Source organism: Mycobacterium hackensackense, assembly GCF_025822555.1.
GTDB classification, from domain to species: domain Bacteria; phylum Actinomycetota; class Actinomycetes; order Mycobacteriales; family Mycobacteriaceae; genus Mycobacterium; species Mycobacterium fluoranthenivorans.
Genome location: NZ_JACKUC010000030.1, coordinates 1,583,330 through 1,597,532, shown reverse-complemented (window position 1 = coordinate 1,597,532; position 14,203 = coordinate 1,583,330). Strand labels below are relative to the sequence as shown.

Genomic DNA, 14,203 nt, shown 5'->3' with positions numbered 1-14,203 from the left:
ACGAGGGGCGCGGCTTGAGCTGCCAGCCACACGTTGCCTGACGTCCACTCTAATGGGCCGCTGCGACGGGTGCGTTGCCTTGGTTGCGCTTCCAGAGAACCTCGGCGAACACGTGCCCCACCCGCAGCGACTGCAACACGCCTTCGGTACGGCTGCGTGCACTTACGTAACGCGCAAGGGGTACCCGGCGTTTCCCGGCCGACACGTTTCGCGCTTCGCCTGTAGCGAAACGGGACGGCGGGGACCTCACGGCCAGACGGCTCCGCCCGAACGGGCGGGAAGGCCGTCTGGCAATGATCGCCTAGGTTGCTGCGTGGAACGCGTCGATCACTTCGGCGGGGATCCGGCCGCGGGTCGAGACATTGTGCCCGTTACGGCGCGCCCACTCCCGGATGGCGGCGCTCTGTTCCCGGTCGATCGCGGCGCGACCTCGACCGGACCCGGCGGAACGACCACGGCGCCGGCCACCGACCCGGCGGCCTGCCTCCACCCACTGCTTGAGATCGTTGCGAAGCTTCGCGGCGTTCTTCGAAGAAAGGTCGATCTCGTAGCTCACCCCGTCGATGGCGAATTCGACGGTCTCATCTGCTGCTGCTTCACCGTCGAAATCGTCAACTAACGTGACAGTTACTTTCTTCGCCATTAGCTCACTGACCCTTCTGTGGCTGTTGTGTTCATCCCCGTCCCCAAAGCAATATTTGCATAGGATCCGAATCCGAACAACAACTCATCGACCGCGTCGGATCAGTTAGCCTGTCTGCGCACAATCGGGAACAAAACAGTCTCCCGAATCGACAGACCCGTCAATGCCATCAACAGCCGGTCGATGCCCATTCCGGTGCCCGTCGTGGGGGGCATCGCATACTCCAATGCGGCAAGGAAATCCTCGTCCAGGCGCATTGCCTCGTCATCGCCCGCCGCCGCGGCGCGCGCCTGGTCTTCGAACCGCTCCCGCTGAATCACCGGGTCGATCAATTCCGAGTAGCCGGTGGCCAATTCGAATTTGCGGATGTAGAGATCCCATTTCTCGGTCACGCCGGGAATGCTGCGGTGAGCGCGGGTCAGCGGGGTGGTCTCCACGGGGAAATCCCGTACGAACGTCGGCGCCCAGAGGTTGTCTCCGACGGTGTGCTCCCACAGTTCCTCAACCAGTTTCCCGTGCCCGTAGCCGCGATCGGCAGGAATCTCCACACCCAACCGATCGGCGATGGACCACAAGTGCGCGACACCGGTTTCCGGTGTGATCTCCTCACCCAGCGCCTCGGACAGCGACGGATACATTTCCAGCGTCTGCCATTCACCGTCGAGGTCGTACGTGCTGCCATCCGGCAATGGGACCGCTCTTGTGCCGATCGCCTCATCGGCCACTTCCTGAACAATTTCGCGGGTGGTCCGCGCGGAATCGTCGTAGGTGCCGTACGCCTGATAAGTCTCCAGCATCGCGAATTCCGGCGAATGTGTGGAATCGGCACCTTCGTTACGGAAGTTGCGATTCAACTCGAAGACCTTCTCGAACCCGCCCACCAGGCACCTTTTGAGGAACAACTCCGGGGCGATGCGCAGGTACAGATCGGCGTCGAGTGCATTCGAGTGGGTGACGAAAGGCCGAGCCGCCGCCCCGCCGGCCAGCGTCTGCAGCATCGGTGTCTCGACTTCGAGAAAACCCCGGCGCTCCAGGGCGGACCGGACGGCCCGCACCACGGCGACGCGCTGCCGCGCGATGGTGCGTGCCTCCGGACGGACGATCAGGTCGACATAACGCTGCCGGACCCGGGCCTCCTCGCTCATCTCCTTGTGCGCCACCGGTAGCGGCCGCAATGCCTTCGACACGATTTGCCAGGAATCGGCGAGCACAGACAGTTCGCCGCGCCGTGAGCTGATCACCTGGCCATGGACGAACACGATGTCACCGAGATCGACATCGGCCTTCCAGGCGTCCAGCGAATCCTGTCCCACCTCGGCGAGGCTGATCATGGCCTGCAGCTGCGTGCCGTCACCGTCCTGCAGCGTGGCGAAGCAGAGCTTCCCCGAGTTACGGGCGAAGACCACGCGCGCGGCGACGCCGACCTGATCGCCGGTCTGGGTGTCGACCTCCAGGTCCGGATAGGCCGCGCGGAGTTCTGCCAGCGAGTGGGTGCGAGCCACCTCCACCGGGTACGGATCGCGGCCCTCCGCGATCAGGCGCGCCCGCTTGGCCTGGCGAATCCGGTACTGCTCCGGAATATCGTCGGACTCGATCGGAGCTGCCACGGGCGGACCTGGAACATCAGAAGAACTCACGACGTGCCAGCTTAAATGAACAGGTGAACCCACCAACGCACGCTGCCGTCGCAGCACTGTACGAGCAGCGGCTGGATTGGCGTTTCAAGGGCATTCCGGTGGCCTGGCAGGACGCCACCGCGGCCCAGGTGCTGGCGGCCGCGCCGCAGTTGTTCGACGCGGGACCGACCGGGCCCGTGTGCGTACTGCGCGAGCCGGCCCTGCGGCACAACCTCGCGACCATGGCGGCGTGGTGCGCCGACCGCGGGGTGACCATCGCCCCGCACGGTAAGACCCACATGTCTCCCCAGCTGTACGCCAGGCAGGCCGCCGCGGGTGCCTGCGCGGTCACGGTGGCCACCATCGGCCAGGCGCGCGTGTACCGGGCGTTCGGCGTGCCTGCCATCGTGCTGGCCAACGAACTCGTCGATGCGCCCGGACTGAGCTGGCTGGCCGCCGAACTGGATGCAGACCCCGATTTCAGCGCGGTGTGCTGGGTGGATTCGGTGCGCGGCGTGCAGCTGATGACCTCCGCGCTGACCGGGGCCGACCGCCGCGTGGACGTCTGCGTCGAGGTCGGGATGGCGGGCGGCCGGACCGGCTGCCGCACCCCTGCCGAGGTGGACGAGGTGGCCCGCGCCGCGGTGGCGTCACCACGGCTGCGCCTGGTCGGGGTGGCCGGTTACGAAGCAGCTCGCACAGGCGTGCGCAACGACGGGGCCATCGCGCAGGTCCGGTCCTACCTGGCCGAGATGCGCGCCACGGTGACCCGGCTGTCCGGGCTGTTCGAGACGGACGAGGTGATCCTCACCGCCGGCGGCAGCACCTACCCCGACGTGGTGGCCGATGAGCTGGCGGGGGCGGCGGCCCGGGTGATCCTGCGCAGCGGCTGCTATCTGACCCACGACGACGGGCTGTACGCGGCGGCGTCCCCCCTGCCGCTGCACCCGGCCCTGCAGGTGTGGGCGCCGGTGGTATCCCGTCCCGAACCGGAGCTCGCGCTCGTCATGATGGGCCGGCGCGATATCTCGTTCGACGCCGGACTACCGGTGCCCCTGCACCTGCCGGGGGCGCGCGTCACCGCACTCAACGACCAGCACGCCTACCTGGCATCCGCGGGTCACCGGGTCGAGGTGGGCGACTGGCTCGGGTTCGGCGTCTCACACCCCTGCACGACATTCGACAAATGGCAGCTGATCCCGGTGCTCGACGACGCGGACCACGTCGTGGACCTGGTCCGGACGTTCTTCTAGCTCGGGCGGCGAACCCGCTGGTTGTCGCGGTTGCGTTCGTACACCAGGCGCAGGCCGTCCAGCGTCAGGTTCGGTTCGTAGTGCTCGACGGTGCGCAGATCGGGAAGCACCAGGGGCGCCGTGTGGCCCGTCGCGACGACCGCGACGTCGCTGCCCGCGAAACCGTCGACATCGGAGCGCACCCGGCTCACCAGACCGTCGACCAGTCCCGCGAATCCGAACACCGCCCCGGCCTGCATGCATTCCACGGTGTTCTTGCCGATCACCGACCGCGGCCGGGTCAGCTCGACGCGGCGCAGCGCGGCCGAACGGGCGGCCGCGGCATCGGAGGACACCTGGATCCCGGGCGCGATGGCGCCACCGAGGAATTCCCCCTTGGCCGACACCACGTCGACACAGATCGAGGATCCGAAGTCGACCACGATCGCCGCGGTGCCGTACTTGTGGAAGGTCGCCAGGCAGTTCACGATCCGGTCCGCGCCGACTTCCTTCGGGTTGTCGACCAGCAGCGGGATCCCGGTGCGCACTCCGGGCTCGATCAGCACATGCGGCACCGCGGGCCAGTACTGGTCGAGCATCAGCCGGATCTCGTGCAGCACCGAGGGCACCGTCGACAGGGCCGTGGCGCCGGTCAGCTGTTCGGTGGCCTCGCCGATCAGCCCGTCGATGGTCAGTGCCAGTTCGTCGGCGGTGATCTCGGATTCGGTTCTGATGCGCCAGGTCTGGGTGACCTTGGTGTGGTCTCGGGAACCCGACACCAGACCGACCACCGTGTGGGTGTTGCGGACGTCGATCGCGAGCAGCATCAGCGCGGCGACATCAGGCCGGACGCGTCGGCCGGCACGTGGGCGGGATCGGAGCCCAGGTCGATCTGCCGGTTGTCGGCGTCCACGAAGACGATCCTGGGCTGGTACGCCCGGGCGTGCGCGTCCTCCATCGTGCCGTAGGCGATCAGGATCACCAGATCTCCGGGATGCACCAGATGCGCTGCCGCACCGTTGATCCCGATCACACCACTGCCCCGCTCACCGGTGATCGCGTAGGTGACCAGTCGGTTGCCGTTGTCGATGTCGACGATGGTCACCTGCTCACCCTCGAGCAGGTCGGCCGCGTCCATCAGGTCCGCATCGATGGTGACCGACCCGACGTAGTGCAGGTCGGCGTGCGTGACGGTGGCACGGTGGATCTTGGATTTGAGCATCGTGCGTAACATCAGTTCCTCCAGGGCAATTCGTGCTCGTCGTACTCGACGTCCGGACCGGGGCCGGACGGCACACCGATATCGATGGCGATGTTGTCCAGCAATCGGGTGCCGCCGAGCCGGCCTGCCACCAGCATCCGGGCCCGGCCCTGCTCCGGCGGGGGCCCCAGCCAGATGTCGCGCACCTCCAGGTAGTCGACCTGTATTGCCGGTACCTCGTCGAGCACCGCGCGAGCGGCATCCAGCGCGGACTCCACACCTTCACCCGCGCCGTACATTCCGGCAAGCAGCGCCGCCGACAGCGCGCATGCCTGTTCCCGGTCCGCCTCACTGAGGTAGCGGTTACGCGACGACATGGCCAGACCGTCGGACTCCCGGACGATCGGCACGCCGACGATGCGGGTGTCGAGGTTGAGGTCGTCGGCCATCTGCCGGATCAGCACCAGCTGCTGGTAGTCCTTCTCGCCGAAGTAGGCGCGGTCCGGCCGGACGATCTGCAGCAGCTTCAGTACGACGGTCAGCATTCCGGCGAAGTGCGTTGGGCGCGAGGCACCTTCGAGATCAGACCCGAGCGGACCGGGATGTACCGAGGTGCGCGGACCGGCGGGATACATCTGGGCCGCACTCGGGGCGAACACCACCTCCACCCCTTCGCCGCGCAGGGCCTCGAGATCGGCGTCCAGCGTGCGCGGGTAGGCGTCGAGATCCTCCCCCGCCCCGAACTGCAACGGATTGACGAAGATCGACACCACGACCACCGCACCCGGCACCTGTTTGGCGGCGCGGACCAGGCTCAGGTGTCCTTCGTGCAGCGCACCCATCGTCGGCACCAGCGTCACCCGCCGGCCGGTGGTCCGCAGCGCCCGGGTCAGGTCGGCGACGTCAGCGGGGCGGGTGTAGACGTTGAGCTGACCGGCGACGAACTTCGGCGGCTTGGTCGCACTCACTGATCGGTCACCTTCCGTGCGAGCACGTCGAACACTTCCTTCGGTGCGTGCGCCCGCTGGGCGGTGCGCAGTGAATTGGCCCGATAGGCTTGTGCCAGTTCGGGATCGGTCTCGATGAGGGCATGCAGGTGGCCGGCCACCGCGGCCGCGTCGCCGCGGGCCACCGGGCCGGTGAGGGCGGACTGCCCACGCGCCAGCGCGTTCTCCAGCGACGCCCGGGCCAGCGGACCCACGATGCGTTCGGCCAGCCCGCCCGGTGCGTCGCCGACCAGTTCCTGGCCGAGCAACTCCTGGCCGCGCAACGCGGTGCGCAATGCCGCAAGCGAGTCCAGCACCACGGTGACGAGATGGTTGCTGGCATGCGCAAGGGCCGCGTGGTAGAGGGTGCGGGCATCTTCGCGCACCCGGAAGGGCTCACCACCGATCTCCAGTACCAGGGCCTGCGCGACGGCGTAGCCGATCTCGTCGCCGGCGGTGATACCGAAACAGGTGTCGGGCAACCGCGCGATGTCCTCATCGGATCCGGTGAAGGTCATCGCCGGATGGATGGCCAGCGGGATACAGCCCTGCTCGGTCAGCGGTGCGAGCACGCCGACACCGTTGGCACCGGAGGTATGCGCGACGATGGTGCCGGGGCGGACCACCCCGGTGGCAGCCAGGCCCGAGACCAGCGACGCCAGTTCGGAATCCGGGACCGCGAGCAGCAGCAATTCGGCGCGGGCAGCGACGTCATGGACGGGCATCACCGCCGTTTCCGGCAGTCGGCGGGCGGCCCGATCCCGTGACTTGCGCGATATCGCGCTGCAGGCCACCACGACGTGGCCGGCCCGCTCGAGTGCCACCCCGAGCGCGGACCCCACCCGACCTGCGGACACCACGCCGACCGTCAGCCGGGCCGGGCGAAACCCATCCGGGCCCTCCCACGCAGGCTCCGACGCCGAAGCGGACTGCACCATCGCAGTGACCTCGCAAACTTCTCAGAAATATCGTTCCAGTCCTGCTCTGCAGGTACCGGACGGTCGGCATGAGCCTAGCTCACTCGTCACGGCGGCGACGCCGCCCGCCTCCGGTACCGGTACCGTCGCCTCGCTCGCCCTGGAAACTTCCCGCCTGCAGCCGCGACAGCAGCTCCGAGACCGGCTGGCCACCCGCATGCTGGCCGGCGGCTTCTTCTGACATCTCCTCCGGCGGTGCGGGTTCGTCGGCGCTGCGGTGCCGGGCCGAGCGGCTGGGCTCCGGGGGTAGCGGCGGGGTGGCCAGCGTCGGTGACGGCGCAGGTTCGGCGGGCACCGTGTGGCGTGCAGCGCGGGGCGCCACGTCGGCGTCGGCGCCGGAATGGCGACCGCGGCGGGTCTCCACGGGCGGCGCGGTCATCGCCGGGCCCGGGTGCACCGGCGGCGGCACTGGTTCGACGGGCGGCGCCACCCAGTTGCTGCCCGGAGCGCCTGCGGGGATCCACTCGCCGTCGGCCGGTGCCGGCCGCCAGTCGGCGGCGGGGCGGCGCGGCGGTGCCTGCGGCGGGGGCGGGGGTGTCCATGCGGGCGGCGGCGGACTCGGTGCCTGAACCGACGGCTGGGGCGCGGGCTGGGGTGTCGGCTGGGGTGCAACGGGGGGCTGCTGCCACACCGACTCTCGTGCCTGCGGTGGGGGCGGTGCAGGCTCCCGTGCGGGCGGCGCACTCCACGGCGCCGGCTGCTCTGCTTCACCGGCCCTGCGGTGGGCGCCACCGGGGGGCTGCGACGGACCCCATTGGTACTCGGGCACATGAGGTTCGGCGGGCACGTCGATGATCGGGCTTTCCTCGGTGCGGGGTTCGGCCCGGCGCGAGGCGAAGGACTCCACCCGTTCCTCGATATCGATCCGGCTGGCGATCACCCGTCCGGCCGGGCGATCGGTTTCCAGTGCGGGCCGCTGATCGAGGTCGGTGTCGAACAGAATCTCCAGATTGTTGCGCAGTGCCGCCAACTCGGCGCGCAGCGCCGCCACCTCATCGGCGGCCTGGGCACGCAACTCCGCGGCCAGTTCCCGGCGCAGTTGTGACTCCACGGCAAGTTCGTATTCGCGGCGGGCCGAGATCTCCCGGTCCAACTGGAGGTCGTAGACGAGTTTGAGATCACGCACCTTGGCCTGATCGACGTCGCTCTGCCTGCGGTAGATCACCGAGACGAACGCGGCGACCACGGCCGCCCACAACGCCAGCACGACTGCGAGTTTGAGCAATTCGACCCGGTTGGTGAACACCAGCACCGAGCTGGCGACGATGGCCAGCACCAGCAACACCGACAGCAGGATCCATCCCGGCCTGCGGGAAACGCGTCGAACGCGCATGCCGCGGGACGGATCGGTCATGGGCTGACTGTACCGGTCACAGCTCGCCTAGCGTGTCGACCACCGCGGCGATTCGAGCAGATTCGGCTACTCGAGCGCCGCATCCCGGGGCTGTTCGGGCTCGTCCGGGGACTTGCAGCAATGCTCCAGCCACAGGGCCGCCGCCACCAGCGCCAGTGCGCACAACGCGGCGACCACCGACCCGGGGATGTCCTCGTGCGGGATCCGGATACCCCGGCGCGGCAGCAGATAGCCCAGTACCCCCAGCCACCAACCGAACACCAGAGCGCCCAGCCACGCGGACGCCTTCGCCGTCACCACCGAACGCGCCACCGCCAGCGGGTGCAGCCGGCCGCCACCCACCCCGATCCGCCCGTCGCGAACCCGGCCCCGCACCACGTAGCCCCAGCCGGCTTCGGCACCCGCCACCACGAGCAAGGACACCCCGGTCCACAACGTGATCGGCGGGAACCACCGGTACAGCCAGACCACCAGCAGGTATCCCACGATGGCCGCCGCCGCGGCCGCGAACACCAGGTCGCGCCTGCGCGTCGGGCCCATCAGGTGCTCAGCACCAGGTCGGTGGGTCGGACCCCATCCCGCTCGCGGGCGTCCAGTTCGGCGAGCAGCTCTGTCACCGGCCGGTCCAGTCCGGTCACCCAGAGCCGCGCGGCCGGATCGACGGCCAGCCACGGGATCAGCACGAAGGCACGCAGGTGCGCGTAGGGATGCGGCAGCGTGAGCTCGGGATCCGAGCTGCGCACCTGCTCCTGACCGTCCCGGCAGGCGACGATATCGACATCCAGAGTGCGTGGACCCCAGCGCATTTCGCGCACCCGCCCGGCTGCGGTCTCGAGTTCCTGGCAGCGCCGCAACCAGCCGGCCGGGCTCAGCCCGGGATCGTCGGCGAGGACGACGGCATTGAGGAACGGTCCTTGCTCGACCCCACCCCAGGCATCGGTCTCGTATACCGGCGAGACCGCGCGGACCGCCACCCCGAGGCCGTCGACCACCGACTGCAGATGCCCGAGACGGTCGCCCAGGTTCGAACCGACAGACAGCACCGCGCGAGTCACGGGCGCTCCCGCATCCCGCGCCTGGACCTGCGCGCCACCACCGCAACATCGTGGAACGTCAACGGGATCGGAGCACTGGGCTTGTGCACCACCACCTCCACCGCATGCACCCGCGGGTCGGTCATCACATCCTCGGCGATCTCCGCCGACACCGTCTCGATCAGGTTCCGCGGCGGCCCGGCCACGATGCCGGCGGCCCGCTGGGCCAACGCGCCGTAATCCAGCGTGTCGGCCAAGTCGTCGCTGGCGGCGGCCGCCGCGAGGTCCGCCCAGACCGTCAGGTCTATGACGAAGTCCTGCCCGTCTCGGCGCTCATGCTCGAACACCCCGTGATACCCGCGAACGGTCAAGCCGCGCAATTCGATTCGATCAGCCATCGGACCCTCCCCACGCCGTCACAACCTTGAGCGCATCGACGGATGCCCGCACATCGTGGACGCGGACACCCCAGGCGCCGTCGCGCGCCGCCAGCGCCGAGATCACCGCGGTCGCGGTCTCCCGGCCGGCCGGAGGCCGCGGTTCGCCGTCGGCGCCGGCCAGCAGGGCACCCAGGAAACGCTTGCGGGATGCACCCACCAGCACCGGGATCCCGGTGCCGACGAATTCGGGCAGCGCCCGCAGCAGGGCCCAATTGTGTTGGGCCGTCTTGGCGAAGCCCAGTCCCGGGTCGATGATGAGCTTGCCCGGATCCACCCCGGCCTCGACCGCCGCGTCGACACTGCGCATCAGCTCGTCGCGCACCTGCGCCACCACATCGGTGTACCGGGGCGCCTCATGCGGCTCGTCGGCCCCGACCGAACGCCAGTGCATCAGAATCCACGGCACCTTCGCCTCGGCGATCAGGCCGGCCATCGCCGGATCTGCGCGGCCGCCCGACACATCGTTGACGATCTGCGCACCGGCGGCCAGCGCCGCCTCGGCCACCGCGGCGTGCATGGTGTCGATGCTGAGCGTGACTCCCTGGGCTGCAAGATCTTCGATGACGGGCACCACCCGGCCCGTCTCGACCGCGGCATCCACCCGGGTGGCGCCGGGCCGCGTCGATTCGCCGCCCACGTCGATGATGGCGGCGCCGTCGGACACCAACGCCAGGGCGTGGGTCACGGCCCGGTCCCGGTCGAGGAACTGCCCGCCGTCGGAGAAGGAGTCGTCGGTGACGTTGACGACACCCATCACGACCGGGGAGAGGGAGGCGACGCTCACTTCCGCAGGATCAGTTCCAGTGCCTCGGCCCGGGATGCCTTGTCCGTCTTGAACTGTCCGCGTACCGCCGACGTCGTGGTGACCGCACCCGGCTTGCGCACCCCGCGCATGGCCATGCACAGGTGCTCGGCTTCGATGACGACGATCACCCCGCGCGGATCGAGTTTGCGCATCAGGGCGTCGGCGACCTGTGCGGTCAGTCGCTCCTGAACCTGTGGACGCTTCGCGTAGAGGTCGACCAGCCGCGCGATCTTGGACAGCCCGGTGACCCGGCCGTCCAGGCCCGGGATGTAGCCGACATGCGCCACGCCGTGGAACGACACCAGGTGGTGCTCACAGGTGGAGTACATCGGGATCTGCTTCACCAGCACCAGTTCGTCGTGCTGCTCGTCGAACGTGGTGTTGAGCACCGCGTCGGGATCGGTGTACAGCCCCGCGAAGATCTCCCGGTAGGCGCGCGCCACCCGGGCGGGGGTGTCGATCAGACCGTGCCGATCCGGGTCCTCACCCACTGCCAGCAGGAGTTCGCGCACGGCGGCCTCGGCGCGCGGCTGATCGAAGTCACGCACCGCTGCGGTGACATCACTCGCCGTCATCGGCGCTCCTCGGGTGCCTGTTCTCCGTGGGTCGGCGGGTAGGGCGGGTACGGCTGCTGCTGATGCGGCGGCGGGTAACCGTGGGGCTGCTGATGTTGCGGCGGCTGGTTCGGCGGATACCAGTAGCCCTGCTGCGGGGGCTGGTCGCGCGGCGGCCAGCCGGGAGCGTGCCAGCCCGCGGGCGCACCGTAATCGGGTTGCGCACCGTTGGGATGGCCGTTGGCGGCCCCGGCCCCGGCCCCGTTGCCATTGCCATTGCCGTTCTGCACCGCGGCCTCGGCACTGGCCTTGGCGATGGCGGCCTTGAAGGCCGGTTCGGGCACCGGTGGCGGCCAGGGCTCGCCCCGCTCGATCGCGATCTCGCCCGGGGTCTTGATCGGCGGCTTGTCCGAGGGGATACGGCCACCGAACTCGTCGAACATGGTGAGCCGGGGCCGCTTCTTCACGTCGACGAGGATCCGCTCCAGGTCGGGGCGGTGCAGCGTCTCCTTCTCCAGCAGCTCACCGGCCAGGATGTCGAGGACGTCCCGGTACTGGGTGAGCACCTCCCACGCCTCGGTGTGGGCGGCCTCGATCAGCTTGCGGACCTCGTCGTCGATATCGCGGGCGACCTCGTGGCCGAAATCGGCCTGCGTGCCCATGGTCCGACCGAGGAACGGATCGCCGTGTTCGGTGCCGTAACGGACCGCACCCAGCTTGGGGCTCATACCGTGCTCGGTGACCATCGCCCGGGCCACCTTGGTCGCGTTCTCGATATCGGACACCGCGCCGGTGGTGGGCTCACGGAAGATCAGCTCCTCGGCGGCACGGCCACCGACCGCCATCACCAGGCGCGCGATCAGCTCGGAGCGAGTCTGCAACCCCTTGTCGTCCTCGGGGACGGCGACCGCGTGCCCGCCGGTCCGGCCGCGGGCCAGGATGGTGACCTTGTACACCGGATCCAGGTGCGGCATGGCCCAGCCGGCCAGGGTGTGTCCGGCCTCGTGGTAGGCGGTGATCTTCTTCTCGAACTCGCTGATGATGCGGCCCTTGCGGCGCGGGCCTCCGAGCACCCGGTCGACGGCCTCCTCCAGCGCCGCGCCGGTGATGACCGTGCCGTTCTCGCGGGCGGTGAGCAGCGCGGCCTCGTTGATGACGTTGGCCAGGTCCGCGCCGGAGAACCCGACGGTCCGCTTGGCCAGTCCTTCCAGATCCGCATCGGGGGCGATCGGCTTGCCCGCCGAGTGCACCTTCAGCACGGCGCGGCGCCCGGCCAGGTCCGGGTTGGAGACCGGGATCTGCCGGTCGAAACGGCCGGGACGCAGCAGCGCCGGGTCGAGGATGTCGGGCCTGTTGGTGGCCGCGATCAGGATGACGCCCTGGCGATCGCCGAAACCGTCCATCTCGACCAGCAACTGGTTGAGCGTCTGCTCGCGTTCGTCGTGCCCACCGCCCATACCGGCGCCGCGCTGTCGGCCTACGGCGTCGATCTCGTCGACGAAGATGATGCACGGGCTGTTCTGCTTGGCCTGTTCGAACAGGTCGCGCACGCGGGAGGCACCGACACCGACGAACATCTCGACGAAATCGGACCCCGAAATCGTGAAGAAGGGCACACCGGCTTCGCCTGCGACCGCACGGGCCAGCAGCGTCTTACCGGTACCGGGCGGCCCGAACAGCAGCACACCCTTGGGGATCTTGGCGCCGAGCGCCTGATAGCGGCTGGGGTTCTGCAGGAAATCCTTGATCTCGTACAGCTCTTCGACGGCCTCGTCCACGCCGGCGACATCCGCGAAGGTGGTCTTGGGCATGTCCTTGCCCAACTGTTTGGCCTTCGACTTACCGAACCCGAAGCCCATCCGGCCGCCGGTCTGCATCCGGGAGAACATGACGAAGAGGCCGACCAGCAGCAGCAGCGGCAGCATGTAGATCAGCAGCGAGCTGAGCAGGCTGCTCTGGTTGACCACGGTGTTGGTCTTGGCGTTCTTCGCGGTGAGCGCATTGAACAGGTCCACGCCGTACCCGTTGGGGTACTTGGTGATGATCTTGTCGCTGTTCTCGGTATCGCCGTTGCCGGACTTCAGCTCCAGACGCACCTGCTGTTCGCGGTCGTCGATCTGGGCGCTCTTGACGTTGTCGGCGCTGATCTGCGCCATCGCCACCGAGGTGTCGACCGGCTTGTACCCGCGCGTGTCATCGCTGAAGTAGAAGAAGGACCAACCCAGCAGCAGCACGACCGCGATCGCGGTGAGTGTGCGGATCACGTTTTTACGGTTCATCGATGTCTTTCGCCGGCAGGTGTGAGCCGACCCGGTCCTTCCAATGAGCGCAGTTGAGAACTTTCAGGCTACCGCTAGACCAACGATCGGCAGTTCCCACCATGGGTACCGAGTGTGCTTTGGTGGATTGGTGGTCACCCCGACGGAGCGGTCAGTCGACACCAACGGCGTCACCCTTCGGATCACCGAGGCCGGCGAACGGGGCGCACCGGTGGTCGTACTGGCCCACGGCTTCCCCGAACTGGCGTATTCGTGGCGGCATCAGATCCCGGCTCTGGCGGCGGCCGGCTACCACGTCATTGCCCCTGACCAGCGCGGCTACGGCGGCTCCTCGCGGCCACGGGCGGTCGAGGACTACGACATCGTGGCGCTGACGGGTGACCTCGCGGGCCTGCTCGACGACATCGGTGCCGAACGAGCGGTGATGATCGGGCACGACTGGGGATCCCCGGTGGTGTGCAACTTCGCGCTGCTGCACCCGGACCGGGTGGCGGCCGTGGCGGCACTGAGCGTGCCGCCGGTGCCCCGGGCCTCGGAACCACCGACCCGCATCTGGCGCCGGCTCGTCGGCGACGGTTTCTTCTACATCCTGCATTTCCAGGAGCCCGGGGTCGCCGATGCGCAGATGGCCTGCGATGTGCGCGACACCATGGCACGCATGGTCGCGATGCAGGGTTTCACCGCGCCGGTCACCGATCTCACCGAGAGTCCGCTTCCGGCGCTGCCGGACTGGATCAGCGCCGACGAGTTCGAGCACTACGTCGCGGCGTTCGAACGGACCGGGTTCACCGGGCCGCTGAACTGGTACCGCAATTTCGATCGCAACTGGGAGCTCACCGAGGTGACTCCGGCGCCCACGATCACCGTGCCCACCCTCTTCCTGGCCGGCAGCGCCGATCCCGTCCTGACGTTCACGCCGCGGCACCGGGTGCACGACGTGGTCACCGGTGACTACCGCGAGGTGCTGCTGGACGGCGCCGGGCACTGGCTGCAGCAGGAACGCCCCGATGAGGTGAACGCGGCGCTCCTGGAGTTCCTGGCCGGCGTGAGGTGATCTAGCTGGACCGATCCGTCCAGCCGCT

The 14,203-nt window shown here is 68.7% G+C and carries 15 protein-coding genes; 2 read left to right on the top strand and 13 right to left on the bottom strand.

Features of this window, described 5'->3' with window-relative positions:
* Window positions 1-301: 301 nt before the first annotated feature.
* Together lsr2 and lysS are read right to left on the bottom strand one after the other, a co-directional pair.
* The gene (lsr2, locus tag H7J86_RS17150) at window positions 302-643 is read right to left on the bottom strand and encodes a histone-like nucleoid-structuring protein Lsr2 (RefSeq protein WP_090354136.1); all 342 of its coding nucleotides are present in this window, start codon (window positions 641-643) and stop codon (window positions 302-304) included.
* 101 nt (window positions 644-744) lie between these two features.
* The gene (gene lysS, locus H7J86_RS17145; RefSeq protein ID WP_090354134.1) at window positions 745-2,250 is read right to left on the bottom strand and encodes a lysine--tRNA ligase; all 1,506 of its coding nucleotides are present in this window, start codon (window positions 2,248-2,250) and stop codon (window positions 745-747) included.
* A 53-nt stretch (window positions 2,251-2,303) separates the two neighbouring features.
* Here lysS and H7J86_RS17140 point away from each other — a divergent pair, with 53 nt between their 5' ends.
* Window positions 2,304-3,512, top strand: a complete 1,209-nt coding sequence (locus tag H7J86_RS17140; protein WP_267292266.1) for an alanine racemase — start codon at window positions 2,304-2,306, stop codon at window positions 3,510-3,512.
* Here the strand turns inward: H7J86_RS17140 and H7J86_RS17135 are convergent.
* The 11 genes from H7J86_RS17135 to ftsH all read right to left on the bottom strand — a co-directional run bounded on the left by H7J86_RS17135 (window position 3,509) and on the right by ftsH (window position 13,121).
* Window positions 3,509-4,318, bottom strand: coding sequence for a type III pantothenate kinase (locus H7J86_RS17135; protein WP_267292264.1), 810 nt, complete (start codon window positions 4,316-4,318; stop codon window positions 3,509-3,511). The two genes, H7J86_RS17140 and H7J86_RS17135, sit on opposite strands and share 4 nt — an antisense overlap.
* Window positions 4,318-4,725: an aspartate 1-decarboxylase gene (gene panD / locus H7J86_RS17130; protein WP_090354130.1), complete on the bottom strand. Its 408-nt coding sequence runs from the start codon at window positions 4,723-4,725 to the stop codon at window positions 4,318-4,320. Before panD ends, H7J86_RS17135 begins: the two co-directional genes overlap by 1 nt.
* Window positions 4,725-5,660 (bottom strand): pantoate--beta-alanine ligase, encoded by a 936-nt coding sequence (panC, locus tag H7J86_RS17125; RefSeq protein ID WP_267292262.1) that lies wholly within the window; start codon window positions 5,658-5,660, stop codon window positions 4,725-4,727. The genes panD and panC overlap by 1 nt, the downstream gene beginning before the upstream one ends.
* Window positions 5,657-6,616 (bottom strand): Rossmann-like and DUF2520 domain-containing protein, encoded by a 960-nt coding sequence (locus H7J86_RS17120; protein WP_267292260.1) that lies wholly within the window; start codon window positions 6,614-6,616, stop codon window positions 5,657-5,659. Before H7J86_RS17120 ends, panC begins: the two co-directional genes overlap by 4 nt.
* Before the next feature lie 79 nt (window positions 6,617-6,695).
* Entirely contained in the window at window positions 6,696-8,009 is a 1,314-nt protein-coding gene (locus H7J86_RS17115) for a DUF6779 domain-containing protein (protein WP_267292258.1), read from the bottom strand.
* A gap of 66 nt (window positions 8,010-8,075) precedes the next feature.
* Complete coding sequence (locus tag H7J86_RS17110) at window positions 8,076-8,549, bottom strand: DUF3180 domain-containing protein (RefSeq protein WP_090354123.1); 474 nt, start codon at window positions 8,547-8,549, stop codon at window positions 8,076-8,078.
* Window positions 8,549-9,064 (bottom strand): 2-amino-4-hydroxy-6-hydroxymethyldihydropteridine diphosphokinase, encoded by a 516-nt coding sequence (gene folK, locus H7J86_RS17105; RefSeq protein WP_267292256.1) that lies wholly within the window; start codon window positions 9,062-9,064, stop codon window positions 8,549-8,551. The genes H7J86_RS17110 and folK overlap by 1 nt, the downstream gene beginning before the upstream one ends.
* On the bottom strand, window positions 9,061-9,441 hold the full coding sequence (gene folB / locus H7J86_RS17100) for a dihydroneopterin aldolase (RefSeq protein WP_090354120.1): 381 nt from the start codon (window positions 9,439-9,441) through the stop codon (window positions 9,061-9,063). Before folB ends, folK begins: the two co-directional genes overlap by 4 nt.
* Window positions 9,434-10,237, bottom strand: a complete 804-nt coding sequence (gene folP, locus H7J86_RS17095; protein WP_090354972.1) for a dihydropteroate synthase — start codon at window positions 10,235-10,237, stop codon at window positions 9,434-9,436. The genes folB and folP overlap by 8 nt, the downstream gene beginning before the upstream one ends.
* A 26-nt stretch (window positions 10,238-10,263) precedes the next feature.
* A complete protein-coding gene (gene folE, locus H7J86_RS17090) occupies window positions 10,264-10,863 on the bottom strand; it encodes a GTP cyclohydrolase I FolE (protein WP_090354119.1) in 600 nt (199 codons plus the stop codon).
* A complete protein-coding gene (gene ftsH, locus H7J86_RS17085) occupies window positions 10,860-13,121 on the bottom strand; it encodes an ATP-dependent zinc metalloprotease FtsH (RefSeq protein ID WP_267292254.1) in 2,262 nt (753 codons plus the stop codon). The genes folE and ftsH overlap by 4 nt, the downstream gene beginning before the upstream one ends.
* A 130-nt stretch (window positions 13,122-13,251) precedes the next feature.
* Here ftsH and H7J86_RS17080 point away from each other — a divergent pair, with 130 nt between their 5' ends.
* On the top strand, window positions 13,252-14,175 hold the full coding sequence (locus H7J86_RS17080; RefSeq protein WP_267292252.1) for an alpha/beta fold hydrolase: 924 nt from the start codon (window positions 13,252-13,254) through the stop codon (window positions 14,173-14,175).
* Window positions 14,176-14,203 lie beyond the last annotated feature (28 nt).

Coding starts and splice junctions, on each gene's coding strand:
- H7J86_RS17115 (WP_267292258.1), bottom strand. CDS start 8,009: ATGACCGATCCGTCCCGCGGCATGCGCGTTCGACGCGTTTCCCGCAGG.
- folP (WP_090354972.1), bottom strand. CDS start 10,237: ATGGGTGTCGTCAACGTCACCGACGACTCCTTCTCCGACGGCGGGCAG.
- ftsH (WP_267292254.1), bottom strand. CDS start 13,121: ATGAACCGTAAAAACGTGATCCGCACACTCACCGCGATCGCGGTCGTG.
- H7J86_RS17135 (WP_267292264.1), bottom strand. CDS start 4,318: ATGCTGCTCGCGATCGACGTCCGCAACACCCACACGGTGGTCGGTCTG.
- lsr2 (WP_090354136.1), bottom strand. CDS start 643: ATGGCGAAGAAAGTAACTGTCACGTTAGTTGACGATTTCGACGGTGAA.
- folE (WP_090354119.1), bottom strand. CDS start 10,863: ATGACGGCGAGTGATGTCACCGCAGCGGTGCGTGACTTCGATCAGCCG.
- H7J86_RS17120 (WP_267292260.1), bottom strand. CDS start 6,616: ATGGTGCAGTCCGCTTCGGCGTCGGAGCCTGCGTGGGAGGGCCCGGAT.
- folB (WP_090354120.1), bottom strand. CDS start 9,441: ATGGCTGATCGAATCGAATTGCGCGGCTTGACCGTTCGCGGGTATCAC.
- panD (WP_090354130.1), bottom strand. CDS start 4,725: ATGTTACGCACGATGCTCAAATCCAAGATCCACCGTGCCACCGTCACG.
- H7J86_RS17110 (WP_090354123.1), bottom strand. CDS start 8,549: ATGGGCCCGACGCGCAGGCGCGACCTGGTGTTCGCGGCCGCGGCGGCG.